This is a genomic window from Rhodococcus sp. ACPA1 (genome assembly GCF_002300195.1).
GTDB classification, from domain to species: domain Bacteria; phylum Actinomycetota; class Actinomycetes; order Mycobacteriales; family Mycobacteriaceae; genus Rhodococcus_F; species Rhodococcus_F opacus.
The window spans coordinates 288,112-313,227 of the sequence record NZ_NSDX01000006.1 but is presented as its reverse complement, the minus strand read 5'-3'; the positions used below and the strand labels follow the sequence as shown (position 1 = coordinate 313,227).

21 protein-coding genes and 2 pseudogenes are annotated in these 25,116 nt (G+C 66.0%); 7 read left to right on the top strand and 16 right to left on the bottom strand.

Features of this window, described 5'->3' with window-relative positions:
- Window positions 1-23: 23 nt before the first annotated feature.
- From CJ177_RS30880 to CJ177_RS30840, 9 genes are all read right to left on the bottom strand, one after another.
- Complete coding sequence (locus CJ177_RS30880; RefSeq protein WP_095869343.1) at window positions 24-1,340, bottom strand: MFS transporter; 1,317 nt, start codon at window positions 1,338-1,340, stop codon at window positions 24-26.
- A 181-nt stretch (window positions 1,341-1,521) separates the two neighbouring features.
- Window positions 1,522-2,685 carry a CaiB/BaiF CoA-transferase family protein gene (locus CJ177_RS30875; protein WP_025432744.1) on the bottom strand — a complete coding sequence of 388 codons (1,164 nt, stop codon included), beginning with the start codon at window positions 2,683-2,685 and terminating at the stop codon, window positions 1,522-1,524.
- Window positions 2,686-2,781: 96 nt separating this feature from the next.
- On the bottom strand, window positions 2,782-3,918 hold the full coding sequence (locus tag CJ177_RS30870; RefSeq protein WP_037179630.1) for a CaiB/BaiF CoA-transferase family protein: 1,137 nt from the start codon (window positions 3,916-3,918) through the stop codon (window positions 2,782-2,784).
- Between the two features lie 5 nt (window positions 3,919-3,923).
- Window positions 3,924-4,688, bottom strand: coding sequence for a crotonase/enoyl-CoA hydratase family protein (locus CJ177_RS30865; protein WP_005242517.1), 765 nt, complete (start codon window positions 4,686-4,688; stop codon window positions 3,924-3,926).
- A gap of 15 nt (window positions 4,689-4,703) precedes the next feature.
- On the bottom strand, window positions 4,704-5,459 hold the full coding sequence (locus CJ177_RS30860) for an SDR family NAD(P)-dependent oxidoreductase (protein WP_095869342.1): 756 nt from the start codon (window positions 5,457-5,459) through the stop codon (window positions 4,704-4,706).
- Between the two features lie 22 nt (window positions 5,460-5,481).
- Window positions 5,482-6,630 (bottom strand): acyl-CoA dehydrogenase family protein, encoded by a 1,149-nt coding sequence (locus CJ177_RS30855; RefSeq protein ID WP_095869341.1) that lies wholly within the window; start codon window positions 6,628-6,630, stop codon window positions 5,482-5,484.
- A gap of 13 nt (window positions 6,631-6,643) precedes the next feature.
- A complete protein-coding gene (locus CJ177_RS30850; RefSeq protein WP_005242523.1) occupies window positions 6,644-8,236 on the bottom strand; it encodes an AMP-binding protein in 1,593 nt (530 codons plus the stop codon).
- A 22-nt stretch (window positions 8,237-8,258) separates the two neighbouring features.
- Complete coding sequence (locus tag CJ177_RS30845; RefSeq protein WP_005242525.1) at window positions 8,259-9,398, bottom strand: hypothetical protein; 1,140 nt, start codon at window positions 9,396-9,398, stop codon at window positions 8,259-8,261.
- Window positions 9,395-9,910, bottom strand: coding sequence for a Zn-ribbon domain-containing OB-fold protein (locus CJ177_RS30840; RefSeq protein ID WP_257014747.1), 516 nt, complete (start codon window positions 9,908-9,910; stop codon window positions 9,395-9,397). Before CJ177_RS30840 ends, CJ177_RS30845 begins: the two co-directional genes overlap by 4 nt.
- Window positions 9,911-10,018: 108 nt before the next feature.
- On the opposite strand from CJ177_RS30840, the gene CJ177_RS30835 reads away from it, so the two are divergent.
- From CJ177_RS30835 to CJ177_RS30825, 3 genes are all read left to right on the top strand, one after another.
- The gene (locus tag CJ177_RS30835; RefSeq protein ID WP_257014746.1) at window positions 10,019-10,594 is read left to right on the top strand and encodes a TetR/AcrR family transcriptional regulator; all 576 of its coding nucleotides are present in this window, start codon (window positions 10,019-10,021) and stop codon (window positions 10,592-10,594) included.
- A gap of 250 nt (window positions 10,595-10,844) precedes the next feature.
- Window positions 10,845-11,279 (top strand): three-helix bundle dimerization domain-containing protein, encoded by a 435-nt coding sequence (locus CJ177_RS49465; RefSeq protein ID WP_080578184.1) that lies wholly within the window; start codon window positions 10,845-10,847, stop codon window positions 11,277-11,279.
- Window positions 11,276-12,676 (top strand): sensor domain-containing diguanylate cyclase, encoded by a 1,401-nt coding sequence (locus CJ177_RS30825; RefSeq protein WP_095869338.1) that lies wholly within the window; start codon window positions 11,276-11,278, stop codon window positions 12,674-12,676. Before CJ177_RS49465 ends, CJ177_RS30825 begins: the two co-directional genes overlap by 4 nt.
- Before the next feature lie 16 nt (window positions 12,677-12,692).
- Here CJ177_RS30825 and CJ177_RS49460 read toward each other — a convergent pair.
- Window positions 12,693-12,818, bottom strand: a pseudogene (locus CJ177_RS49460) (hypothetical protein); the annotation flags it as partial.
- On the opposite strand from CJ177_RS49460, the gene CJ177_RS48510 reads away from it, so the two are divergent.
- Window positions 12,799-12,927: a hypothetical protein gene (locus tag CJ177_RS48510; RefSeq protein WP_257014745.1), complete on the top strand. Its 129-nt coding sequence runs from the start codon at window positions 12,799-12,801 to the stop codon at window positions 12,925-12,927. The pseudogene CJ177_RS49460 and the gene CJ177_RS48510 sit on opposite strands and share 20 nt — an antisense overlap.
- A gap of 260 nt (window positions 12,928-13,187) precedes the next feature.
- Here the strand turns inward: CJ177_RS48510 and CJ177_RS30820 are convergent, their stop codons facing one another.
- Window positions 13,188-14,255 carry an MBL fold metallo-hydrolase gene (locus CJ177_RS30820; RefSeq protein WP_095869337.1) on the bottom strand — a complete coding sequence of 356 codons (1,068 nt, stop codon included), beginning with the start codon at window positions 14,253-14,255 and terminating at the stop codon, window positions 13,188-13,190.
- A gap of 133 nt (window positions 14,256-14,388) precedes the next feature.
- Here CJ177_RS30820 and CJ177_RS49455 point away from each other — a divergent pair.
- Window positions 14,389-14,714: pseudogene (locus CJ177_RS49455) on the top strand (RNA degradosome polyphosphate kinase); the annotation flags it as partial.
- A gap of 51 nt (window positions 14,715-14,765) precedes the next feature.
- Window positions 14,766-15,017 (top strand): DUF2252 family protein, encoded by a 252-nt coding sequence (locus CJ177_RS49450; RefSeq protein WP_143548735.1) that lies wholly within the window; start codon window positions 14,766-14,768, stop codon window positions 15,015-15,017.
- A 423-nt stretch (window positions 15,018-15,440) separates the two neighbouring features.
- On the opposite strand, the gene CJ177_RS30810 is transcribed toward CJ177_RS49450, so the two are convergent.
- Window positions 15,441-18,422 (bottom strand): UPF0182 family protein, encoded by a 2,982-nt coding sequence (locus tag CJ177_RS30810; protein WP_179443317.1) that lies wholly within the window; start codon window positions 18,420-18,422, stop codon window positions 15,441-15,443.
- Between the two features lie 89 nt (window positions 18,423-18,511).
- The gene (locus CJ177_RS47535; RefSeq protein ID WP_005242540.1) at window positions 18,512-18,919 is read right to left on the bottom strand and encodes a hypothetical protein; all 408 of its coding nucleotides are present in this window, start codon (window positions 18,917-18,919) and stop codon (window positions 18,512-18,514) included.
- 464 nt (window positions 18,920-19,383) lie between these two features.
- Here CJ177_RS47535 and CJ177_RS30795 point away from each other — a divergent pair, with 464 nt between their 5' ends.
- Complete coding sequence (locus CJ177_RS30795; protein WP_095869335.1) at window positions 19,384-20,877, top strand: wax ester/triacylglycerol synthase family O-acyltransferase; 1,494 nt, start codon at window positions 19,384-19,386, stop codon at window positions 20,875-20,877.
- Window positions 20,878-21,191: 314 nt separating this feature from the next.
- On the opposite strand, the gene CJ177_RS30790 is transcribed toward CJ177_RS30795, so the two are convergent.
- The 3 genes from CJ177_RS30790 to CJ177_RS30775 all read right to left on the bottom strand — a co-directional run bounded on the left by CJ177_RS30790 (window position 21,192) and on the right by CJ177_RS30775 (window position 25,027).
- The gene (locus CJ177_RS30790) at window positions 21,192-22,598 is read right to left on the bottom strand and encodes a selenium-binding protein SBP56-related protein (protein ID WP_061045455.1); all 1,407 of its coding nucleotides are present in this window, start codon (window positions 22,596-22,598) and stop codon (window positions 21,192-21,194) included.
- A 951-nt stretch (window positions 22,599-23,549) separates the two neighbouring features.
- Complete coding sequence (locus CJ177_RS30780) at window positions 23,550-23,732, bottom strand: hypothetical protein (RefSeq protein WP_005242547.1); 183 nt, start codon at window positions 23,730-23,732, stop codon at window positions 23,550-23,552.
- Between the two features lie 209 nt (window positions 23,733-23,941).
- The gene (locus CJ177_RS30775; protein WP_257014743.1) at window positions 23,942-25,027 is read right to left on the bottom strand and encodes an acyl-CoA dehydrogenase family protein; all 1,086 of its coding nucleotides are present in this window, start codon (window positions 25,025-25,027) and stop codon (window positions 23,942-23,944) included.
- Window positions 25,028-25,116: the final 89 nt, after the last annotated feature.

Below are 25,116 nucleotides of genomic sequence, written 5' to 3'. Positions count from 1 at the left end.
GGTTGGGCCCCCGATATCCCAACCTATTGGGTGCTGCGAACTTTCGCCTTGTCCCGTTCCGGGTTCGCGAGCAGAACGGCGAGCAGTGCGCACAGCGCGGCGACGACACCGAGGACCTGGAAGGAGGTCGCGTAGCCTGCCGCCGGTGTGCTCGCGGCATCGACGATGAGCCCAGTCCCGTAGGGGGCGATGAGGCCGCCGATCGCCATGATCGCCAAAAACACCCCCATCGTTCCCCCGGTCTGGCGCGGCGGACAGATCTCCGAGATCGCAGCGTTCAGCATCGGGAAGACCGGCGATGCGAATCCGTAGCCGAGCGAGACGACGAGCACCGCCAGTGCGGGGGAATCGATGACTGGCAGGACGAGAAGGAAAGCACCGCAGATCAATACGCCGGTGGCTGGGAGCACGATGCGGATGAGACGGCTCGACACACCGCGGGTGATGAGACGGTCACCGATCGTCGACGTCAGCAGCATCAGGATCAACCCGGTGATGCTGGGGAAGGCGAACATGGATCCGGCCTGCAGTCGACTGTAGCCGAGGCCTACCTCGAAGTAGGACGGCAACCAAGTGAGAATGACAGACGACATGGCGTAACAACTCATCACCAGAAATACCCCGCTGACGAAGGTCCGGGTGGTGAAGATCCGAACCCACGGGATAGTCGGTTCAGCCGACTCGACCGAGACCGCGTCGTCGTCCTTCTTGTTGCTTCCGACGTACGGGCCTTGTCGCCACAGGGCCACCCACACGACACACCATGCGACACCTGCAATGGAAAGGGCTACCAGCGCGCTTCGCCACCCCATTGTGACGGTGACGTAGGCCAGGAGCGGAGCCACAGCGATCTTCGCCACCGAGGCGGAGCCGGCAAGCAATGCGCCGGGCAGGGCGCGCCGCGCCGGGGGATGCCAGGAATATGCGGCAGTGTGCAGCAGCGCGGAGGTAGGTCCCTCGGCGAGGCCCAGCACCAATCGACTCACGAGCAGGACTGCGAACGTCGCGGTGATGACCATGGGCAACATCACCACCGCCCATCCCAGCGCGAGCAGGACGAGCGCCCACCGCAGAGTCAACCACCGGTTGAGAGCGCCGGCGAAGAACCCACCGATAGTGAAGGTGAGGAAGAACAGGCTGCCGACGAGTCCGATTTGGGACGAACGCAGCCCCAATTCCTCCGCCAACGGCTGGGCGATGATGCCCAAGACCACCTTGTCGCCGTAGTTGACGATGTAGAGCAGAACGAGCAGGGAGGTCAGGCCCCATGCGGTACGGCGGGATTCGGCGCCGGGCTCGATCACCCGCACCGCCGCTTTCTTGAAGGTTCCGGTACTCATTTCTACTGGTCCTCTCGGGTTGCGATCGCTCGGTGGGCTTTGCAATCACTGCCGGGAAACGCTGTGGTTGACAACGCCCGACGGGACATCGGATCGGCGTGATTGAGGTAGAGAGTTGTTTTCGTGGCTGCCGGTGTAGCGGCAGGTCATTGCCCGGGCCGAGGCCCGGGCATGGGGACGGTCACCGGTCCGCGGTTGGGACGGGTTCGGTGACCGCGAACTCCTCGCGTAGGTCTGCGGTGTGTTGTCCGAGGACAGGAATACCACCCATCACTGCTTCCCGACCCTCGACGACGACCGGCGGGAGGAGGCTGCGGACCGGACCGCCGGCCGATTCGACGGTGCGCCAGCGGTCGCGTGCCACCAATTGCGGATGGTGCGCGAACTCGCCCATCGTGCGTAGCCTGGCGTTCGCGATCCCGATCTCCTCGAGTGCCGCGGTGACCTCGTCGGCGTCGTACTGCGCGAGTGCCTCTTCGATGAGTTGGGTCAGCTGCGCGTTGTGTGCGACGCGCTCGGAATTGGTCACGAATCGTTCGTCGGATGCCAACGCCGGATTCACCAGGACCCGTTCGCAGAACACCGCCCACTCGCGGTCGTTCTGCACTCCGATGAAAACTGTTGCGTTGCCGCCGGTTCGGTACGGTCCGTAGGGTGCGATCGAGAAGTGCCGAGGACCTGTCCGCGGCAGGGGGGCGCCGGCGTATTCGCTGTAGAGGTAGGGCTGGCTCATCCATTCGCCCAGTGCATCGATCATCGCGACTTCGAGTGCGGTTCCGTCTCCGGTGCGTTGGCGCTCGTAGAGGGCTGTGAGAATGCCGCTGAAGGCGTACATCCCCGTGGCGATGTCCGCGATGGAGATGCCGACCTTGACCGGGTCCTCTGCGGTGCCCGTCACCGACAACAGCCCGGTCTCACACTGGACGAGCAGGTCGTAGGCCTTCTTGCCGCTGTACGGTCCGCCCGGCCCATATCCCGAGATCGAGCAGGCAATCAGGTCTGGATGATCCGCTCGAAGAGTGTCGGCGTCGAGCCCGAGACGCGCGGCCGCGCCGGGTGCCAAGTTCTGAACGAAGATATCGGCGTGCGCGATCATGCGTGTGACCATTGCGAGGTCCTCGGGCTGCTTCACGTCGAGCGCGGCGCTCTGTTTGCCCCGGTTCAACCAGGCAAAGTAGCTCGATGTGCCGTGGACGGCCGTGTCGTAGTGCCGTGCGAAATCACCCGCTCCGGGACGTTCGATCTTGATGACGCGGGCCCCGAGATCGGCCAGTTGACGCGTCGCGAACGGCGCGGCCACCGCCTGCTCGAGGGATACCACGGTGAGGTCCGCGAGGGCATTCACGACGTCACCGACCCTTGTCCGGCGGACTGGCAGTGAGACCGCCGTGCTTATCGCAGGCATACCGGGTAAGGCTCCGGGGTGTGGGAGATCGCATCGTCATGCGCTGATCACGCCCGCCAGCAGCAGGTCGTCGATCGCAGTGGAGTCGAGACCGCTGTCGACGAGGACTTCGCGGGTCTGGGCACCGACCGTCGGCGCCGGCCGCGGATGCGCTGGCGGGGTCATGCTGAAACGCGGTCCGGGCATCGGCTGCGGAATGCCGGACTCGTCACGGGTGAAGGTGCGCCGTGCCACATTGTGCGGGTGCTCGAGCGCCTCGCGCATCGAGAGTACGGGCGTGACACATGCTTCCTGGCCATCGAATAGCCGGGCCCATACGTCGCGCGGGCGGGTGAGGAACAGTTCTTCGAGGCGTTTGTGCATCAGTGGCCACACCTCGACATCGTTCTGCCTCGCGAACTCGGGGTCGTCGACGAGTCCGAGAACACGGAGCAGGTTGGCGTAGAACTGTGGTTCGACGCAGCCCACGGCCAGATGCTCGTCGTCGGCACAGCGATACACCCGGTACCAGGGTGCGCCGCCATCGAGACGGTTCACTCCACGCTGATCCTGCCAGCGGCCCTGGCCGAGGAAACCGTAGGTCATGGCCATCAGCAGGGCGCTACCGTCGACCATGGCTGCATCCACGACCTGGCCGGTGCCGCTCATCTTCGCCTGTACGAGGCCGCTCACCACACCGAAGGCGAGAAGCATTCCACCGCCGCCGAAGTCGCCGATCAGGTTGAGCGGCACGACGGGGTCGCCGTCCGCGGGCCCGATCGCGTGCAGTGCGCCGCTGAGTGCGATGTAGTTGATGTCGTGTCCGGGGGCCTGTGCGAGGGGGCCGTCCTGTCCCCAGCCGGTCATGCGTCCGTACACGAGTGCCGGATTGGCTGCGAGCAGGGCATCGGGTCCCACACCGAGGCGTTCCGCGACGCCGGGTCGGTACCCCTCGATGGTGGCGTCGCAGCGTGCGGCGAGGGTCGTGACGAGTTCGACGCCGCGCGGTTGCTTGAGGTCGATCACGATCGATCGGCGGTTTCGGTTGAGTACTGGGTGGCCTGGCTGGCCCGGGCGGTCGATGCGGATGACGTCGGCGCCGAGGTCGGCGAGCATCATGCCCGCGAACGGTGTCGGGCCGATACCGCCGATCTCGAGAATGCGTATTCCTGTCAGGGGTCCTGGGGTCTGCATGTGTGTCACACTCCTTGCCAGACAGGCTGGCGTTTCTCGGCGAAGGCGCGCGCGCCTTCCTTGGCGTCCGCTGATTCGAAGGCGGTCTTTGCGATGGCCCGCTGCAGCTCGTAGGCCTCGTCCGGTGCCCACTGCGGCGCGCGTTGCATGATCTCCTTGCTTGCCTTCAGCGCGAGGGGTCCGTTGGCGGCAATCTTGTGCGCAAGCCGCAACGCGGCGTCGAGTGCGTCGCCTGGGGCGGTCACGTGGTTGACCAGGCCGGCGGTGTGCGCCGTGGTGGCGTCCATCAGGTCGCCGGTGAGAATGAGTTCCATGGCAAGCTGGTACGGAATACGCTGCGGCAGCCGCAGAAGCGCTCCCCCCACCGCGACCAGTCCGCGTTTGACTTCCGGTACCCCGAATTTGGCGTTGTCGGCGGCGACGACCATGTCGCAGGCGAGGACGAGTTCGCAGCCCCCGGCGACCGCTGCGCCTTCCACCGCGGCGATTGTCGGTGTCTTCGGTGGTTGCCCGGTGAAGCCGGCGAAACCGCGGACCGGGAGAGATGCGCGTTCGCCGTTGAGGAAGGCTTTGAGGTCCATTCCGGAGCAGAAGGTGCCACCCGACCCGGTGAGGACGGTGACGCGGACGTCGGCGCGTGCATCGATCTCGTCGACTGCGGCCGCGACATCGGCGGCGAGTGCAGCGTTGGCGGCGTTGCGTACTTCGGGGCGGTTGAGGGTGATGACGGCAACGCCGTCAGCGACGTCGAGGGTGACGATGTCGGACATTGAAAGGGTCTCCTGTCAGCGGGGTGCCATGCGGATGGCGCCGTCGAGGCGGACCACCTCGCCGTTGAGGTAGCCGTTGGTGAGCATCGTCGCGGCCATATCGGCGTACTCGGCCGGATGGCCGAGCCGGGGCGGGTTGGGTACCGCGGCCGCGAGGTTCGACTTGACGTCCTCGGACAAGCGCGCCAGGAGTGGGGTGTCGAAGGTGCCGGGTGCGATGGTGTTGACGCGGATTCGGAAGTCGGCGAGATCGCGGGCCGCGCACAGGGTCATTCCGACAATCGCGGCCTTCGATGCGGTGTAGGCGATCTGGCCGATCTGGCCCTCGAACGCGGCGACGGAGGCGGTCATCACGATCGCGCCGCGCTCGCCGTCGACCTCGTCGTTGCCGGCCATTCGTGCGGATGCGAGGCGGAGGGCGTTGAAGGTTCCGAACAGGTTCAGCTTCGTGACCTGTTGGAATTCGTGGAGCGGGAAAGGTTCACGACTGCGGCTGAGCAGGCGCTTGGGGAGACCCCGACCCGGGCAGTGAACGAGGGCACGGACCTGGCCGAGCTCCTCGGCGGCGTCGAATACCCGGGTCATGTCGTCCTCGGATGTGACGTCCGCGCTCACGTAGTGCACGTGAGGGTCATCGTGCCCCGCCTGTTCCGGCGGAGCGATGTCGGCGGCGACGACGGTCGCGCCGGCGCAGGCGAGTCGGCGTACGGTGGCCGCTCCCAGGCCGCTCGCGCCGCCGGTCACTACACATACGGAGTTTTCGATCTTCATGTTCTGATTCTCTTTCGGTGTGTTACGCGATCGATTTGCTGATGACGGTCTTGAGTACTTCGCTTGTGCCGCCGTAGATTCGGGTCACCCGGGCGTCGGCGTACAGCCGGGCGATCGGATACTCGAGGATGTAGCCGTAGCCGCCGTGCAACTGCAGGCACTTGTCGACGACTCGTCCCTGGACCTCGGTGCAGAACAGTTTCGCCGCGGCGGCGTCGGACGGTGAGAGTTCGCGCGCGTCGTGCAGTTCGATGCACTGGTCGACCAGTGCCTGCGCGGCGAGCACCTCGGTCTGGCACTCGGCCAGGACGAATTTCGTGTTCTGAAAGCCGGCCAATTGTTGGCCGAACACGGTGCGACCCTCGACGTAGGCTTTGGTCATTCGCACTGCTGCGTCCGCGGCGGCGGCCGCTCCGATTGCGATGGACAGTCGTTCCTGAGCGAGGTTGTGGGTCAGGTACTCGAACGCGCGCCCCTCCTCACCGAGGAGGTGAGCGGCGGGGACGACGACGTCGGTGAAGGCCAGCTCGACGGTATCCTGTGCACGCACGCCGAGCTTGTCCAGGTGACGGCCGACGGTGAAGCCGGCGCTCTGTGCGTCAACGAGCAGGATCGACAGGCCGGACCGGCGATCGGTCTCGGTCGGCGGCGACGTCCGGCACACCACGAGGACGAGTCCCGCGTTCGCGCCACCGGTGATGAATGTCTTTGCGCCGTTGAGTATGTAGTGGTCGCCCTGCAGTCGCGCGGTGGTACGTATATTCGCGAGGTCGGAGCCGGTTCCCGGTTCGGTCATGGCAATCGACGTCATGCATTCGCCGCTGACGATTCCCGGCATCCAGGTGTCGAGCTGCTCCGTGGTCGCGTACTCGAGCAGGTAGGGCAAGACGATGTCGGTATGCACCCTCAGCGCACCGAACGTGATGGCCGCCCGTGCTGTCTCCTCGGCGACGATGGCGCTGAACTTCAGACTGTCGACGCCACCGCCGCCCCACTTCTCGGGCGCTTGGATACCGGGGACGCCGAGTTCGCCGAGTCGGCGGTAGAAGCTCTTCGGAGGCGCGCCCTCGGCCTCCCACTCGGCATAGTGTGGAGCGACCTCGTGCTCGATGAACGAGCGGATGGTCTGGCGAAACGCTTCGTGTTCGTCGCCGTAGATTTTGCGTCGCACTAGGTTTTCCTTGTCATGTAGGCGAGCTGGTCGTGAGGTCGTCAAGGACCGCGCGCCGGATGCTGGAGCGGCTGATCTTGCCTGTCGGGGTGCGGGGGAATTCGTCCCAGAACAGGATGTCGCGCGGAATTTTGAACCGTGCGAGGTGGGAGCGGCTGTGCTCGAGTAGTCGTGCAACGGCAGTCTCGTCGCCGGGCTCTCCGGCCACCAGTTGCACCACCGCCATCACCTTCTGACCCCACTCGGGGTCCGGTACGCCGATGACGGCGACGTCGGCGATCGTCGGTTCGGAGCTGAGCGCTGCTTCCACTTCGGCGGGGTAGATGTTCACGCCGCCGGAGATGATCAGGTCGGTGCGACGGTCGCGCATGAAGAGATACCCGTCAACGTCGAGGTAGCCGATGTCCCCGGCGGAGTAGAACTCACCGCGCCATTGAGCCGCGGTCTCTGCTTCCTTGCCGCGGTATCGAAAGGGAGTTCCGCCCTTGACGAAGATCTCCCCTGTCTGTCCGGTGGGTTGTTCGTCGCCGGCGGGGGTGAAAATCTTGATGCCGATCCCGGCTGCCGGTTTCCCGACCGATCCCGGGCGCTGTAGCCACTGGTGCGAGTCGATGACCGTGGCGATGCCGGTCTCGGAGGAACCGTAGTACTCGTATACGACCGGGCCGAACCAGTCGATGATCGCTTTCTTGGTGTGGGCCGGACACGGAGCACCGGAGTGCATCACCGCCTGCAGGCTGGATACGTCGTAACGGTCGCGCTTCGCGGAGTCGATGGTGAGAAGACGGTGGAACATCAGTGGCACCATGAATGACGTCGTGATTCGATGTTGCCCAATGAGTTCGAGGGTCCGTACCGGGTCGAACCGGCCGGCGAGCACGACGGTGTGCCCGAGGTGCAGGGCGCCGATCGCGTTCATGTTGGGTGCGGAGTGATAGAGCGGAGCGACGACGAGGTGGGCACCGGCACCGGCCGGGATACCGAAGCGTTCGGCCCGCCCGCGCGAGACAGCTCTGCTGACGGCATCCGGCGTCGCCTCCGGCAGGGGGCGGCGGATGCCTTTCGGTTTGCCGGTTGTTCCGGAGCTGTAGAGCTGCAGCATCCCGGCGCTCCGGTGGGCGGGTGCGCTCACCGGCTGGTGGGCGCTCAGCGCGACGAGATCCTGCGCACCCGGGACGGCGCCGAACACCAGCATGCTGGCCTGGGCCATACCCGCGAGGCTCCGCGCACTCTGGACCTCGGGCGCGAATGCGAGAGTTGTCACGACCGCCTCGGCGCCGCAATCGGTGAGGATGTACGCCACCTCTTCGGGCGTGAGGTGCCAGTTGATGGGCGTGAGGTACAGCCCGATCTGGTCGGTGGCGAGCTGCAGTGCCACCATTTCCCGGCTGTTGCCCAGCACGGCCGCCACGGTCTGACCGCGGACGAGATCGAGCTCGCCTAACGCGCGCGATAGTTGATTGACTTGTGCGCCGAGGGCCCCGTACGACACCTCGGTGTTGTCGTCGTCGAGGACCAGCGCGATCTTGTCGGGAAACGCTGTCGCGTAGTCGTAAAAGCCGAGTGGCTGTTCGGCATTCGGTGTGGGACGAACTTCGGTGTTCATGATCTCCCTCCTTTGGGCGAGCTCACGCGGCCCGATTGGACAGAACGAGTGTGGCGGCTTCGGTGAAGAAGTGACCGACTCCTTGCACGACGCTGACTTCGACATCCGATACCTGCGCGTAGGCCTGTTTGCGGAGCTGACGAACCGATTCCTGAATTGCGAACATGCCGTACATGCCGGTGTGCGTGTAGCACAGTCCGCCGCCGTTCGTATTTGTCGGCAGGCTGCCGCCGGGGGACGTGTTCCCTTCTGCGATGAAGGCGCCGGCCTCCCCTCGGCCGACGAACCCGAGCGCCTCGAGTCCATAGATCGGCACGTGCGCGAATGCGTCGTAGAGCATGAGGTGGTCGATGTCGTCGCGGTCGATGCCGGCCTCACGGAAGGCGGCGCGGGATGAGCGCTCGAACGCCTCCGCCCTGGTCAGGTCGGGCATTTGCGAGACCAGCGGACTGTCCGCCGCCTGACCTGAACCGAGCAGGTACACGGGCTGCTGTCGCAGGTCTCGGGCCCTCTCGGCGCTCGTCACGACCAGGGCCCCGCCGCCGTCGGTGACGACACAACACTCGAGCTTGTGGAACGGGTAGGCGATCATTCGGGAGTCCAGCACGTCCTGCACGGTGAATCGCGAGTTCCTGCTCGCGCGCGGATTCCCGTGTGCCCATTCGCTCTGCCGGGCAGGCACAGCTGCGAGGTGTTCGGCGGTCGTTCCCGTCTCGTGCATGTAGCGCAAGAAGGGGAGGGTGAACAACGTCGGTGGTCCGTAGACACCGAACGGTGCCTCGAATTGACCGAATATCGAGTCGGCGGTGTGGCCACGCGGTGCACGCCCGACCGCTGAACGACGGGACTCGCCGTGCAGGACCAGGACTGTCTGTGCATGCCCGGCAGCGATCGCTTCCGCCGCGTGCGCCACGTGGACAAGGAACGAACAGCCGCCGACGGAGGTCCCATCGAACCAGTTCGGGCGGATGCCGAGCTGGTGGGCGATGTCGACGGGCGAATGCACTGCACTGGTTACACCGTCGACGTCGCCGAGGGTCAAACCTGCGTCGTCGAGTGCGCGCAGCGCCGCATCTATGTGAAGGTCCCCTTCCGACATGTGCGGCAGCGCACCGAGTTCGGTCTCGGCGGCGCCCACGACAGCGACGGAACCCGGCTTCATGCTGCGCTCCCAACCGGCTGGAACATCGGCAGTGTGCGGCCGTTGCGGGCCTCGAAGGTCACCTCGAGCGGCAGGTCGAGGGGTAAAGCTTCGGGTTCGGCTGCAACCTTGCGCAGGTTTGTCATCATCCGGGGCCCTTCCTCGAGCTGCACGATCGCGATGACGTAGGGCGCCTCGTCCTCGAACCCGGGTGCGGGCACATGATTGATCACATACGAGTGCAGGCTGGCGCGACCACTCGCTCGTACCCAGTCGATACGCCGAGATCCGCAGGATGGACAGGCCAAACGCGCATAGAAATTGGCGGCACTGCAGTGTGCGCACCGTTGAATCATCAGCTCATGTCGATCCAGAGCATCCCAGTAGGGCTGGGTGACCGGAGTCGGGATCGGTGTGTCCTTCACGGGCATGGGTGAACCTCGTTTGTGGTGAATGGCGCGGCGCCAGCGTGAGTCGTGGCGCCGGAGAATTACCTGCTCAACTGACCAGATTGGTACTGTTTGATCGATCATGGTCTACCTTTTGGTATCGTGTCAAGCAGTTCGGGCAGTTTAGGCGTCCGATAGTGTCGACAGTCAGGAGTGGACGAGAGTTCGTCCATCCCGCAGGAAACGAGGATCATGCTGGACATTCGTGAGCGCTGGACCACTCGCCAGGTCGCGTTGCTGAACGACCTCGAAAGTTTGTTTCTGGCAGAAGGATTCCGTCATCTGACGATCAGCGAAATGGCGAGTCGGACTCATTCATCGCGGCGCACGCTGTATACCGTGGCGGCCAGCAAGGAAGAGCTCGTTCTGGTCGTGGTGGACCGCTTCTACAACCGCATGGGAAAGGAAGCCCGCAGCCGGGCGTCGAAGGTCGACGACGTGCACGACAAGATCCAGGCGTACCTGTCCGCCTCGGTCGACCGAAACATGAACATCAGTCCCACATTCCTCAGGGACGTCGAGGAGTATCTACCGACCCGCCATCTCTACGACCGACATCAAGACATGGCCGTCAGTGCCCTCGAAGAAATGATCCGCACCGCAATGGACACCGGTGAACTGCGTAGTGGCTCCCCGGCCCTCATCGCGGAGATCATCGACGCGGTGATCAAACGTCTACGCGACCCCGAAATACTGGCCAAGATCGGCGCATCCAAGAGCGATGTCATGAAAGCATTTGCCCAACTATGCCGCGAGGGCATCGTGTAAGACTTCTGACACGCGCCGCCTCCGGCCCGGCCGACAACCTGATGCTGCACGCCGCCCCGCAGCACGCACGACCCGACGGTCCGGGAGCGATGGTCCAGGTCTCGGTTCTTCTGTTACCTGTGTGGTTGGTGTGAATCGGTATTGCGTGCGCATCCGACAGCGGTGGTAGCGGGATCAGGGTGCATTCGAACCTGATGAAACCGACTGAAGACCCTTCCCGACTGCCGTCGACGGGACCACAATTTCTGTCATGGACGTCACTGAAGAACAGCGCATCGACGCGGTGCGCGCACATCTGATCCAGCGGTACCAGTTCCTCGATGCCGACCGGGTCGACACTGCGATTCAGGCCGCCCACCATCGATTCGACGGATGCCAGATCCGGGGCTTCGTGCCCCTGCTCGTCGAACGCGCCGCCACCCCGCGCCCTCGACGAATCCCTGACCATCACACGGCCCGCGCCGTGACCACCGCGCCCGACACACCAGCCAGCGGAGGGCGACGAGAACACCGCCGGCAGTCACGAGGGGTCTGCCGGCGGCACACAACGCACCGCGTGTATGGATCGCACCCGCTCTCGCCCGCGCGGAAGGACATAGCGTGCCCAGGCCACCAACCCCAGCGTAGGCCCAAGCCCCCGCCACAAATGGGTCAGTCGAACACGGGAATCGGCCGCCCAGGATGAAACCGGAAACAGCGGAAGCCCGCATGCTGCTGTCGGCGATCGAGCACGCCCAGAACATGGTCGCACTCGCCGACTACGACACCGGACGCCTGCGCTACCTCAACCCCGCCGGAATGCAGCTGATGGGACTGACCGACGAGGCCGCCGTCGCCGCCCGCTGGGCACCGGAATTCTTCACCGACGTCGGATTCATCCAGGCCCCCGACATGGAATCAGCCCTGCTCGAACAGGGCCGGTGGGAGGGCCGGTCGGAGTTTCGGCACTTCCTGACCGGTGAACCGATCCCGGTGACCCTGTCGACCTACGTGATCGAGCACACGCAGGACCAGCGCCCGGCGGTGATCGCCTGCATCGCCCAGGACCTGCGCACCGCCCAGGAGCACGAACAGCGCCTGCACACCGCGTTGGAGGCAGCCGCGTACCGGGTCCGCGAACAACGCGCCCTCGCCGACCTGAGTCAGCTCGCCGTCGACGGCGACCTCGACCACGTCCTCGTCGCCGCGGCGGACGCAGCCGCCGCGTTGGTCGGAGTCAACTGCGCCTCGGTGGCCCGGGCCGAGGAGCCGGGCGCGGTGTTGCGGGTGCTCGCCTACCGTGGTCAACCACCCGTCCCGGACACCTTCGCCCCCGGTACCGATTCGCAGCCCGGCTACGCGGCCGCCACCGATCAGATCATCATCTGCCCCGACCGGCACGGCGAGCACCGGTTCTCCACCGAAGCCATGAATTCCCGGGGGCTACGGAGCGGGGTCTGCGTTCCCATCGGCGCCGAGACGGTGTGGGGTGTGCTCACCGCACACAGTGCCCGCCCCCGCGACTACTCCGACCGGGAGGTGATGTTTCTGCGCTCGGTGACCGCCGTACTGGCCGCGGCGATCCGGCGCATCGAGGCAGAAGACGCACTGCGGCATCTGAGCCTGCACGATTCACTGACCGGGCTACCCAACCGTGCCCTGGCGCACCAGCAAATCGACGCCGCCCTGGACACCGCACGCGGAAGCGAGCGCACGGTTGCGGCGTTGCTGATCGACCTCGACGAGTTCAAAACCCTCAATGACCGACTCGGCCACGCCGTCGGCGATAACGCCCTCATCCGGTTGGCCGAACAACTGCAATCGGTCATACGCCCCACCGACACCGTGGCCCGGATCGGCGGCGACGAATTCCTCATCGTCTGTCCCGACACCGCCTCCGTCGAGGAGGCCATCACCCTCGCCACCCGCGTCACCGAACTGCAGATCGGGGCCGACTCGGCCGGCCACGAACTTCGGTTCACCGCCAGCGTCGGTGTCGCAGTTGCCGGACCGGAGGAAACCCGGGAGGCCTTGATCCGTCGCGCCGACGCCGCCATGTACCACGCCAAAGCCACCGGAAGCGGATATGCCGTCGCCCCCTGACTCGAACTCCGCTCGCCGCCGCCTCGTCGTCGTCGGGCGTGTGGACGAGGTCGAGCCCCTGCTTGCGGAGCGCGATGATGTCGGGGTTGCCGCCGAGCACGACGTCGGTACCACGACCGGCCATGTTGGTCGCCACGGTGACGGTGGTCACCACAGAGCGCAATGACAAGCTCCTCGAGGAGGCGATCAGCACTCTCAGTCTCGAGCCCGAGGTCACCGCCGTCGACTGGCAGGTTTGTAACGCGGAATGATGCCCGACCTCGCGAACCTCGCGCCCGGACTCGATCGGCAACGACCTGAATTCGTCAGCGCTGCAGCGTCTGGAATCAGCGGATCCCGAAACCCGCACTTTCGCAAGTGGCGCGCGTCGGGCGTGAGCGCAAATGCATTGCCACAGAACATTACTACGCACTGTACTGGTAGCCCTGTGCATTCGACTCGTGCATATTCGTCGAGGCAAGTGGAATGGGAAGGGGCAGCAACTACATCGGTCGAGGGGTCATTCAACCGATCATGATGGTGCGCCCATCGAGTCGTCAAGCACGGGTCGGCTCCATGTCTGCTGCGGACCTTCGCCTTTCGCGACGAGGCCCAGCTCGCGCAGCTTTGCGATCGTCATCATGGTGTTGAACATGGGATTCGGATTCGCACCCGATACGCCAAGCGACTGGGAGCGCGCAATGAAGGCATCGACGAACGCCGGAAGGTCGTCGATGCCACCGCTGAGCAGTGCCTGTGCGGCGCCGTCGAGCGCCGAAGCCTGATCGAGCAGCGTCGACAGACGCTCGGCTGCGGTCGGGCGATCGAACACCTCGAACGCATGGCCTTCGGTGACTATGCCGACAGCATCGGTCTCGACCAGCGTCAGCGCCTGGGCGAGCGCGGCGAAGATGTTCATCTGGTTGGCGTCGTGCATCGCGCCGCACGGGCCGTTAGGTTCGTCGGACAGGTGCAGCAAGCGCGCCTCGGGAAGGTGGACGACGACCTGGCCGGCGCAGTGGCCGTGGGTGCGGATGACCTGAACGGCACCGTCGCCGAACGACCAACCCGACATGTGTTGAGAGCCGATGACGAGATGATCGAGCGGGACTTCCTCGTAGGTCCGGGTGAGGTCGGTGATGGGAACGTAGGGCTGGTACATGGCGAGGAGTCGGAGAGCTGCCGCAGACGAATCCTCGAAGCCCGGTACCAAGCCGGACACGCGATCCAGGCTCGTTGTCCAGTAGGCGAGCCCGTGATCGTGGTACTGGCTCGCGTCGTGCGCGCTCACGAAATGGTGCACGTTCGAGCGGTCGAGCCCGTCGCCGAGGTCTGTGATGATGTCGTTGTTCCCGACATGGTCGGGGTGACCGTGGGTGGGGAGCAGCAGGATCTTCGACCACGGAGCGAGGTCGTCGGCAGCGGATCGGATCGCGTCGCGGATAACGGTTGTTACCCCGCTGTCGACGAGCACCAGGAGATCTCCGGCTCGGTGAACGATCACGTTGCCCACGTCTGGCTGGCGAGCAGCCATATCGAGCTCTTGACCCACAATCATGCGTGTCCGAACGTCGATCTCGATCTGTTCGCCGAGTGCCACACGTTCGTTCTAACACGCCACTCGACTGTGTGCGGCGGTTCACGACATCTCCGCCTGGTCCTTGCAGACCGGCCTTTGGGTGTTACGGGACAGGAGCTTGACTGATGACCCCCGCCTGCAGACCAGCTTGACCCGCAAGCTGGAGCAGGCCGGCGTGCACATGGCGTACGGGCTGGTCGGGCTCAAGACCCACTGCAGACCTGCCTCGTGGTGGTCCGGCGCGAAGGGTCCACCATCCGGCGCTACTGCCACATCGGCACCGGGAACTACCACCCCAAGACCGCCCGACTCTACGAGGACGTCAGTCTCCTCACCGCCCTACCCGAGATCGGCGCCGACCTCACAGACCTCTTCAACTCCCTCACCGGCTACTCGCGGAAGACGCAGTACCGCAACCTCCTCGTCGCGCCCTACAGCATACGACCGGTAATCATCGAGCGCATCGACGCCGAGGTAGCACGCGCGCTGCGCTGCGAGGACCACTACCTCCGCCGGCTCCGAGACTGGAAGATGTCCGCCGACATCGACACCATGCGCCCCCGGAGCATGCAGCTCTATGCCCAGCTCTGCGGCTGGACCCTCGCCCGCGCACACGCCCGCTCCGGCGACCGAGTCGCCATCTCGGCGTACCTCAGCAACTCCACCACATTCGACAACGCACTCGCCGACTTCGCCGAGACCTACGCCGACCAGAACGAACACGATCGCAGCGCACTCGCCGCCGGCGCCGCCGGAACGGTCCAGGCACAATCCAACTTGTGAGCCACACCCACAACTACCCCTCAACTCATAAGGCCCGGAAACGACCACAACACCGCTCCACCGAAACACAGTGCACAACCACATGATTGAACTGTCCTGACATCCGGCATACCGGGCCCCCACACGCCCGCCGACCCCCCAACATCCACAGATCACAGCGCGAGGAATTCCTGGAGGACCTCGAGCGCGAGGCCGTGCCACATGCGGTCCCGGGGAAGCCGTTCCTTGCGTACGATGCACGCGGTTCGAGTTCGACCTTCACACCACGGCACGCCGCCATCGGGTCGAGGGCGGCGGAGGACAAGCCGGGGTGCACGTGCGCGGCCGCCGCGTGGTCCTGGCCGGCCTATCCGGCATCGTCGAATCCGTGACTTTCTCTACAGCACAACGTCATTGCACGGACCACCGCGCCGAAGGGACGGGTCAGCGCGGGGTTCCGCCCGCGGCCAGGTAGGCGTCGATGGCCTGTTGCAGGCGGTCCAGGGCCGCGCCGTATGCGGTGAAGTCGCCGGTGCGTTGCGCCTCGCGCAGGTTGGCCAGGGCGTCGTTGAGTTCGAGGACCGCGGCGGTCAGCTGGTCCGATGCCGCCGGCGGCGGGGCGGGCGGGGCGCCCGGTGGGGCCGGCGCCGGCGGTTGCCCGCCTGGAGGTGGTGGTGTGGTGGCGTCGCCGCCGGGCGCGGTGGCAACGGCGCCGGTGCCGGTGCCGAAGACCTGGTCGAGGGCCTCGGCGAGGGTGGGGGCGTAACCGATCCGCACCCCGCCCGTGCCGGGTTCGCGATAGCTGACCAGTACCCGGGCCAGCTGCGGGAAGGTGGAACTGTTGGGCGTGCTGGTCAAACGTTCGGTGAACACCGGTTCGACGTAGAGGACGCCGCCGTCGGCGATCGGCAGAGTCAGCAGGTTGGCGTAGTAGATCCGGTTGGACCGCTCGAGCAGGGTGCGCTCGGAGGCGACGCGGGTGTCGGAGATCATCGAGTTCTGGGTCTGCCGCGGGCCCTGGGTCTGGGTGTCCGTCGGCAACCGCAGAATATCGATCCTGCCGTAGTTTTCGGGGTCGGAGTGCACCGAGAGGTAGGCGGAGAGGAATTCGCGGTTGAAGCCGACCATGGCGCTGGTGAGCCGGAAGGACGGGGCCGCGGTGTCGGCGTCGCCGACCAGGACGTAGTACGGCGGCTGCTCCCCACCGGTGTCGGCGGTCGGATCGCTGGGCACCGACCAGAACGCGTTGGTAGTGAAGAACTCCCGCGGATCATCGACGTGGTACTTCGCCAGCAGGTCCCGCTGCAGGCGGAACAAATCCTCGGGGTAGCGGAAGTGCGCGCGCAGCTCGGTCGGGATTGCGTTCGGCGGCTGCACGGTGCCGGGGAACACGCTCATCCACGCCCGCAGGACCGGGTCGTTCTCGTCGATCTGGTAGAGGGTGACGGTGCCGTCGTAGGCGTCGACGGTGGCCTTCACCGAGTTCCGCACATAGGACACGTGCTCGGGGGGCGAGGTGCGGCCGGTGTCGGTGACGATCGGCGCGGTGAGTGAGCCGACCTGCGAGTACGGGTAGTGCGCGGCGGTGGTGTAGCCGTCGACGATCCACACGATCCGGCCGCCGACCACCGCCGGATACGGGTTGGAGTCGGTGGTCAGCCACGGGGCGACGTGTTCGACGCGGGTGGCCGGGTCCCGGTTGAAGATGATCTTCGACTCGGGCCCGATGGCGCCGGAGAACAGGATGTTGCGTTCGGCGTACCGGGCGGCGAACGCCAACCGGTTGACCCAACTGCCCACCGGCACCCCACCGGTGCCGGTGTAGGTGTACTGGGCGGTGTCGGTGTCGTACTCGCGCGGCGGCGCACCCTCCGGGCCTCCGACGATGGCGTAGTCCGGGTCCGCTTGCGCGATCACCTCACCGAAGTAGATGCGCGGTTGCTCGACCGGGATCACCTGGTCGCCGCCCGCCTGGGAGGCGATGTCGCTGACCGCGTAGATCGGGTACCCGCTGTCGCTGCTCGCGCTCTGCCCGGCGACATCGCGGACGGCGGCGTTGACCCTGTTGGCGGGGGCGGCGATGAACCCGTTGCCGTGGGTGTAGACGGTGTGCCGGTTGATCCACTGGGTCTGGTTGCCGCTGAGGCTGTTCGGGGAGAGCTCGCGGGCGGCGACGATGTAGTCGGCGAGTTGTCCGTCGATGGTGTAGCGGTCGATGTTGAGGTGCTCGGGGAAGCCGTAGAAATTCTTCAGCTGTTGTTGCTGGGTGAAGGTGCGCGAGAGCACGGTCGGGTCCAGCAGGCGGGCGTTGGCGATGGTGGTGACGTCGGCGGGAATGTCCCGGGGCGGCCGGGTGCCCACCCCGGGGTAGTCGAGATAGTCGACCCGGTCCGAGCCGATTCCGTAGGCCTGCCGGGTCGCGGCGATGTTGCGTTCGATGTAGGGGCTCTCCCGGTCGGCGGCGTTCGGGCGGACCGAGAACTGCTCGATCAGCGCCGGATAGATTCCGCCGACCAGGATCGCCGAGAGCACCAGCAGTGCCGTGGCCATCGCCGGGATCCGCAGGTCCCGCACCGCGATCGCGGCGAAGAACGCCACCGCGCACAGCACCGCGATCGCGACCATGATCAACCGGGCCGGCAGCACCGCGTTGATGTCGGTGTATCCGGCCCCAGTGAAGGTGGGCTCCTTCCGGCCGCTCCACAACAGGGAGTACCGGTCGAGCCAGTAGGAGGCCGCCTTCAGCGCGATGAACGTGCCCGCGAGCACTGCGAGCTGGACGCGCGCCGGCCGGGACACCTCGATGACGTGGTCCTTGCTCGGTGCCAGCCGGATGCCGCCGAACAGGTAGTGGGTTCCCAGGCCGATCAGCAACGCCAGGAACACCGCGATGAACAGCCACGTCAGGATCATCCGGTAGAACGGCAGGTCGAAGACATAGAAGCCGATGTCGTACCCGAACTCCGCGTCCACGGTACCGAAGCCGCCGCCGTGCAGGAACAGTTGCACCGTCTCCCAACTCGCCTGCGCGTGCAGCCCGAACGGCAGCGCCAGCAGCAGCGCGATCCCCACCGTGAACGACCGCGGGCGGCGCAGCACCACCGTCCGATACCGCTCGAGCGGATCCTTCGCTTCAGCCGCGGCCGAGGCCTCGGCCGCGAACAGTGGGCGGGACCGGTACGCCCACACCATGGCCGCGGAGATCACCGCACCCACCAGCAGCGTCACCGCCGTGAACAGGATCAGCCGGGTGACCAGGACGGTCCCCCACACGCGGCGGTAGCCGACCTCACCGAACCACAGCCAATCCGTGTACACCAAGACCAGACGCGGCCCGATCACCAGCAACGCAACGAGAGCCACCGTCACCATGATCGTGACCCGGGCCCGCCGCGGCAGCGCCCGCATCCGGTCGGACGGTTGCATGGCCACCTCCCACGGGTCGGGCTCGCAAGGAGCCCCGCCGCCGCGGACCACCTCGCCCGATGCAGCGAAGGCGTCCGTATCACCCCATTCTAGGCGGCGCCGGGGTCGTCCTTGTTGGCGCGCACTCGGCACCGGATCAGGCGCAGTGGACCCGCGAGTGGAACGAGTGCCGCCGGGTTCGATGGCGCAGCTCGTTGCCGGTGCCGATCGGTTCTACGGGCCAGCAGGTCGCGGTCGGTCATGGCGTGCCGCAACCCGGCCCTGAAGGCGTCCTCCAACTCGGCGGTGTCCACCTCGACCCGGTCGACCCGGCGCCCGCGGGACGCGCACGAACCCGCTCCGGGTGTACCGCGTGGCTGCGGTGTCGCCGTGGGTGACGACCAGGATCTCCGGGCCCGAGACATCGGCCACCGAATTGCATCACCGTGGCGATCGCCTGGCCGCAGCCAGGCCAGGTCCGCGTCGCTCAGCTTGACGATGTCGCTGCGGGAGGTCATCTCGTCGATTCGGGCGATAGCGGTGTCCTACGCGCCGCCTTCGCCAACCCCACCGCGCCCTGCCGGCCCCGGGCACCCGGGTCGCCTCGCGGGAGCCGAGAGCATTTGCCTCGAGGGCGAGAACCAGACCGAGCCGAACACGACAAACGGCGAAGATTCAACGGCCCACGGTGCCCGGTCGGACGGAACACTCCGTGATTCGAAGCGGGGAGCCAACGATCTTCAACACGCCCCGACGTGCGGATATCCGCACGAACCCTCGCTGCTGCCCGCTTGCGGCCGTTCCGGCGGCCACAAATCGAAACTCGGTGTGCGCCAATTCGAAATGGTTCGACCGACGCTCATCGAGGATTCGGCAAACGAATTACTCGGGACACCACAGGGACGCGCCGCGGCGTAGCGTTGGGGTGACGCCTTGTGGGCTCGCCCAGCAAGTTGGCTCACCCAATCCAGGTAAACACCTTATGCACCAGCTCAGTTCACTCGATACGCAGTTCCTCGACGCCGAGACATCCACCACCTCCACCCATGTCGGGGTCCTGAGTGTCCTCGGCCCCACCACGCCAGGCGGCCAGCTCACGGTCCGAGACCTCCGCACGCTCGCAGATGGCCGATTACACCTGGTAGGGCCACTGCGGTGGCGGCTACAGGAGGTACCCCTCGGGCTCGACCGGCCCTACTGGGTGGACTCCGAGTTCCTCGACCTCGGCTATCACATCCGGGAGGTCGCCCTGACCGGTCCCGGCACCGACGAACAGCTCGCCGAGCAGATTTCCGGTCTCGCGGCACGCCCACTGAGCCGCGACCGGCCTCTGTGGGAGTGCTATCTGGTGAACGGGCTCACCGGTGGCCGGCAGGCGATCTACACCAAGGTGCACCCGGCGGTGATCGACGGTCTGACCGCGGGGCAGGCCCTCGCGGTGCTGATGGACACCGCCCCGCAACCCCGCACGGTGCCGCACCGGCTCAGCGACGAGCAGTACCAGGCGGCCGGCGCACTGGGGATGCTCGGCAACAGCGCCTGGCATCTCGCACTATTGCCCGCGCGGCTGATGTGGTCCTCGCTCCGGCTGGCACCGTACCTGCCCGAGCTCGCCCGCGCCCTCACCGTCCCCGGCGCGGACCTGCTGGGCACACTCGCCCGCAGGCTGACCCGGCGCGCATGGTGGTGGTCGGCTGACGAGCCGACGGCCGGGGCACCGACACCGCCCGACGCCCCGTTCAACGGCCCCGCCACCGCGCGCCGACGCTTCGCGTTCACCTCGTTGCCGCTCGGCGAGGTCGAGGCGGTCAGGTCCGCGCTGGGTTTCACCGTCGACGACGTGGTGACGGCGCTGTGCACCACCGTGCTGCGTCGCTGGCTCATCGACCACGATGCCCTGCCCGACACGGCGCTGGCCGCGGCCATGCCGATCGCGGGGCGCACCGACCCTCAGTTCGCGGCCGCCGGCCATCGGCTCTCCCTCCTGCCCATCGCCCTTCCGATCAACGAAGCCGACCCGGCGCGCCGCCTGCAAAAGGTGCACACCTCGCTCACGGCGGCACCCCAACGTTTCCGCGCCGCACCCGCCACCCTCGTCCGCGACTTCGGCGCAGCGCTGCCGCGGGCGCTGCGCGGTCTGATCTCGCGCACACCGCTGCGGGCGCTGAGCATGCCCACGCCACCGGTCAACCTGATCATCTCCCACGCCGCCGGCCCTGCTCGGCCGCTGTATGCCGCGGGCATCGAGGTAACCGGGAACTTTCCCGTCTCCGCCGTCAGCGACGTGGCAGGCGGCATCACCATCGCCGCCATGTCCTACGGCCGGCACCTCGACGTCGGCATCATCGCCTGCCGAAACCTCGTCCCCGATGTGTGGGACGTGACCGGGCAGCTACACCAGGCTCTCTCCGAACTGACCGCGTGCACCCGCAACGTCCGATATCTGCGCCCGTGCCGTCGCCCGGAGTCGAGGTAACCGCTCTCGTCATCGGCACCACCATTGACCGACCCGAATACGTAGACAGTCACAGCTCTACCCGGACGCGATTTTGCGTGGAAGCCGTCCTGTAGAGCGGATCCTCAACCAGGACACGTCGCCATAAGTGTTACGCGGCTTCCTCGGCAGCCGGGAAATCCGGCTGCCAAGCATCAGGCGTCGGCGATGGGCGTGATCCCCGTACGGCGCGCCTACGGCCATCGCGAGGACAGGGCACTGAGCGATCGACTCGCTGTCTGCAAAGCCGAGCCTCGGGGCCCACGGCGCGGGACACGGCGGGCCAACGCCGGCCGCTACCGGTAGCAGTACGAATCGGAGGAGGCGTCACCGCCCTGGAGGCGAACCTGGTGCACCCGCAGACCCCGAAAGTCCTCGTCATGCGGGAAGAAGGCCTCGTCGATGGTCATTCCGCCGCTAGGATCGGCGTGCATCTCGGCCATCCAGGCACCAACGCCGTCCGGGTAGAACTGGTCGTCCCAGGCGCCGTAGAGGGAGTTGGTGAGGTAGACCCGCCGACCGTCACGGCTGATCTCGACCATCTGTGGGCCACCGGACAGCGGCTGGTTCGGTGCTGCCGGATGGGCGCTGTGGCCCACGATCCCTCCCAGCCGGATGGACCCCGTCTCTATGGGGCTGGCTGGGTCGTGCACGTCGAACTGTTTGAGTTCCCCGATACCCCAGCACGAGACGTAGAGGAATTTGTCGTCGACCGACAGGTCGATGTCGCTGACCAGCGGTGGCACCGCACCAAACGGTTTCAGCGCAGGCGGCAACAGGTCGGGATCGGTCGGCTCGGCCGGGATGGTGATCACCTTGTCCACCGCCCAACTGTCCCCGTCGCGGTGCCAACGCCACACCGAGGCCGACAGATCCTCAGTCGAGATCACCACGCCGAGGAATCCCCACGTGGCCTCCGGGTCGTGCGACGGGCGCAGCTCGAGCGGCATCTGATGCTGCGCACCGAGATCGACTCGTTGCCGGTGCTTGCCGGTGGCGAGGTCCCAGAAGTGGATCGCGTGGCCGTACTTGTTCTCCAGCAACAGCTCCGGTACCAGCCCGTCCTCGATCATCGACGGCGTGCCCCACTCGCTGCTGATCAGCGTGTTCTGGTTGAGATGCCACCAGGCGTCGTAGGCGAGGTACTGCGGACCCCGGTCGGTCTCCCATTGCCGGAGCACGTCGAACGTGTCGTGATCGAGCAATGCGATCCCGCCCGGCCCGTCCGATCCGTTTGCGCCGCCGAGGCAGGTCATGAACACGCCGTCCGGCCCGCAGTGCAACGTGTGTGGTCGGGAGTAGCCGGCCTTGGCTGCGAGCTCGGCACTGTCCACGATCTTGGACAGGGTGGGCTGACGTGGGTCGGGCTGAGTATCGAACACGTACAGGTGGGACGAGCGCAGGCCCGGAACGATCAAGTACCGGCGCGCCAACCCCTCCATGTGGTGACCCTCGTGTTTCAGCGCGCTGCTGCAGGCATTCCAGCCGAAGTGGTGCAGCTCGTTGCCCCGCTGGGGTACCTCGGTCCAGCCCACCACTTGGCCGTATGTGCCCGACCCGGGATCCACGTCGATCACGCTCAGCGCATCAGGTTTCTCCGCTGCGCGATCGAACGCAACCACGTAGGCCAGTTGCTCCATTGGGGCGGCAGCCGCCTCGGCTGCGCTGCGATAGAAGGTCGGATCCATAGTTGGCTGACTCATCTCAGCCTCCTTCGTATCGAAACGACGAGACCCGCTCATACCTCCTGTCACACCTGCCGCAACCCGCGCCCACGGGTTCGCAGCGATGAGAGAGGACGCACGGGCTCTCGGTGAACACCAAACCCGTCCGCGAACAAACACCCTGCCCGTCTGCCGCGTACCGGGACATGGATACCCCATAAGGATAGGAGAAGCGGACGACGGGCGGAACCTTCGCGACCCGCCGACTCCAGCTCTTGTTCGGGGTCTACGAGCACGTAGCCGCCAACCTCGATCCGGGATTCTCAACCACAAGGACGAATGGATCGCGCTACCCAGTTGGGAGCACCTCTGGCTCGCCTCCACAGGAGAGGTCCGTGGCACACCCGCCCTGGCCCCGCCGGCGACCGCCCTGGCCGGGGTACTGCTCGGGCTCGCGACGTACGGCGTGCCGACCCGGCCGCCGGCCGCGGGCCCATGATCTGGCGCGGGTCGACCTCTACCACCTCGGCACAAGGACGCTGCATCCTCGGCCCCTGTCGTGTTCCGCTGGCCCATTTTCCTGCGACAGTGTCCTGGCGCACTGTCAGCTATCGGCGATTCATTTCCCTATATCCACTGCCCTGCAATAGATTTAAAATTCTCAACAAATTTCAGGGCACCATAAATGGTCCGCACCGACACTCGTCACGACGCGGGTCTCACGACCCTGAGGTCGCGCCACCGATTCCCCGACCGGAGAGTGACCCGCCACCAGAAGTTCGAATTCTCGGTTGAGAGAAGGACGATTTCAGCGTCGGTATGAGGCCCGGGACATCGCGCTGGCTACATATACGAGAAGAACTGCCCGCGCTGCCGCGACGACCAGGACCACGTGACATAACGTCACATTCATACCCCTCCCCCGGACGCAGTCTCTCCTAGCCGGGCCGCCCGGGATCCGGATGATGTCGTCGGCACTGTCCGTGATGTTCATCGCTTCCCTACCACGGCGGCGAACCTGGTGGGCGCGGTCCGGTGTTCCATTCTAGCCCAGGCCGCCTCGGCGGTGAACGGCCCGAACGTGCAACACGTCCCGTCGTGGCGGTCCACTTCGACAACCCAGTACTCGGTCACCTGGAGGGATGCCACGGCGTCGACGGCGGTGTCAGTCATCGGTGCTCCTTCGAAAGAGTGAAGCGTCGCGATTGTGTCGAGGTCCATTGTCCGCCGACGCGAGCCTGCAAGTCGCCTCGGCCTGTCCAAAATGCAGATGCCGACCCGGCGCGGGCGCTGTGCCGACCGAACACGTACGTCGAGCTCCATCACCGCCGCCATACCGGTCACAGATGTGAGGGCGGCGTCGGGTCGGCGCACCCGAATCGTCAGACGAAGGCACTGTGTCCGGTTAACGACCGTCCGACGATGAGGGTGTTCATTTCCCTGGTTCCCTCGTACGAGTAGATCGCTTCGGCGTCGGCGACGAAACGGCCCACGTTGTGTTCCAGAAGTATTCCATTTCCGCCCATCAACTCCCGTGCCCATCCGACAGTTTCACGCATGCGGACCGTACAGAACGCCTTGGCGAGCGATGAGTGCCGGTCCTCGGCATCCCCCTGGTCCTGCAATTGGGACAACCGCGCACACAGGGCCAAGGACGAGGTGATGTTTCCGAGCATTCGCACCAGCAGGTCCTGCACGAGCTGGAACCCGCCGATCGGCCTGCCGAACTGTTCACGGGCGCAGGCGTATTTCAGCGCGTTCTCGTACGCGCCGCGCGCGCATCCAACCGCCATCCAGGCCACGCCCGCGCGTGTCAGTCGTAGCACCTCGGCGGTGTCCTTGAACGTGTTCGCGCCCTGCAGGCGGTTGTGCTCCGGAACCTGCACGTTGTCGAGTGTGATGAGCGCGTTCTGCACGATCCGCAGGGCGATCTTGCGCTCCTGCTTGTCCGCCGTGAATCCGGGCGAGGAATTCTCGACGACAAATCCCTTCACCTGGCCGTCGGCGACGTCCTTGGCCCAGATCACCGTGAGATCGCCGAACGTCGCGTTGCCGATCCATTTCTTCTGCCCGTTCAGAGTCCAGGTGTCACCGTCGCGTTCGGCAGTCGTGGTGAGCCCGCCCGATGCACCGGAACCTACGTCGGGTTCGGTCAGCCCGAAGGATCCGATCTTCTCGTACTGTGCCATCGAGGGGAGGAAGCGTTCGCGTTGTTCGTCCGAACCGCACAGGTAGATCGATCCCATGGCCAGGCCGCCGTGCACGCCGTTGAAGGTGGCGATCGAGGAATCCGTGCGAGCCAGCTCCATCGCAATCATCCCGTCGAGCAGGTAGCTCCGCCCGGCACAGCCGAAGCCCTGGTAAGGCACACCGGCGATGCCGAGCTTCCGGAGTCCGGGCACGATCTCGAACGGGAAGGTTCCGGCATTCCAATGTGTGTTGATGATCGGGTCGACCTCGGTGGTCACTGAAATCGTGCACGGAGTGCAGCAATGCGCGCTCGGAGTCGGAGAGCATCTGTTCGAATGCATAGAAATCCGACGTGTCGGTGTTCGGA

What these genes read in the sequence shown, in the direction of transcription:
- CJ177_RS30835 (WP_257014746.1), top strand. Translation starts at nt 10,019, where the DNA reads ATGCTGGACATTCGTGAGCGCTGGACCACTCGCCAGGTCGCGTTGCTG.
- CJ177_RS30845 (WP_005242525.1), bottom strand. Translation starts at nt 9,398, where the DNA reads ATGAAGCCGGGTTCCGTCGCTGTCGTGGGCGCCGCCGAGACCGAACTC.
- CJ177_RS48510 (WP_257014745.1), top strand. Translation starts at nt 12,799, where the DNA reads ATGTTGGTCGCCACGGTGACGGTGGTCACCACAGAGCGCAATGACAAG.
- CJ177_RS30810 (WP_179443317.1), bottom strand. Translation starts at nt 18,422, where the DNA reads ATGCAACCGTCCGACCGGATGCGGGCGCTGCCGCGGCGGGCCCGGGTC.
- CJ177_RS30795 (WP_095869335.1), top strand. Translation starts at nt 19,384, where the DNA reads ATGCACCAGCTCAGTTCACTCGATACGCAGTTCCTCGACGCCGAGACA.
- CJ177_RS30825 (WP_095869338.1), top strand. Translation starts at nt 11,276, where the DNA reads ATGAAACCGGAAACAGCGGAAGCCCGCATGCTGCTGTCGGCGATCGAG.
- CJ177_RS47535 (WP_005242540.1), bottom strand. Translation starts at nt 18,919, where the DNA reads ATGACCTCCCGCAGCGACATCGTCAAGCTGAGCGACGCGGACCTGGCC.
- CJ177_RS30860 (WP_095869342.1), bottom strand. Translation starts at nt 5,459, where the DNA reads ATGAAGATCGAAAACTCCGTATGTGTAGTGACCGGCGGCGCGAGCGGC.
- CJ177_RS30850 (WP_005242523.1), bottom strand. Translation starts at nt 8,236, where the DNA reads ATGAACACCGAAGTTCGTCCCACACCGAATGCCGAACAGCCACTCGGC.
- CJ177_RS30865 (WP_005242517.1), bottom strand. Translation starts at nt 4,688, where the DNA reads ATGTCCGACATCGTCACCCTCGACGTCGCTGACGGCGTTGCCGTCATC.
- CJ177_RS30880 (WP_095869343.1), bottom strand. Translation starts at nt 1,340, where the DNA reads ATGAGTACCGGAACCTTCAAGAAAGCGGCGGTGCGGGTGATCGAGCCC.
- CJ177_RS30780 (WP_005242547.1), bottom strand. Translation starts at nt 23,732, where the DNA reads ATGACTGACACCGCCGTCGACGCCGTGGCATCCCTCCAGGTGACCGAG.
- CJ177_RS49450 (WP_143548735.1), top strand. Translation starts at nt 14,766, where the DNA reads ATGTCCGCCGACATCGACACCATGCGCCCCCGGAGCATGCAGCTCTAT.
- CJ177_RS49465 (WP_080578184.1), top strand. Translation starts at nt 10,845, where the DNA reads ATGGACGTCACTGAAGAACAGCGCATCGACGCGGTGCGCGCACATCTG.
- CJ177_RS30840 (WP_257014747.1), bottom strand. Translation starts at nt 9,910, where the DNA reads ATGATCGATCAAACAGTACCAATCTGGTCAGTTGAGCAGGTAATTCTC.
- CJ177_RS30790 (WP_061045455.1), bottom strand. Translation starts at nt 22,598, where the DNA reads ATGAGTCAGCCAACTATGGATCCGACCTTCTATCGCAGCGCAGCCGAG.
- CJ177_RS30870 (WP_037179630.1), bottom strand. Translation starts at nt 3,918, where the DNA reads ATGCAGACCCCAGGACCCCTGACAGGAATACGCATTCTCGAGATCGGC.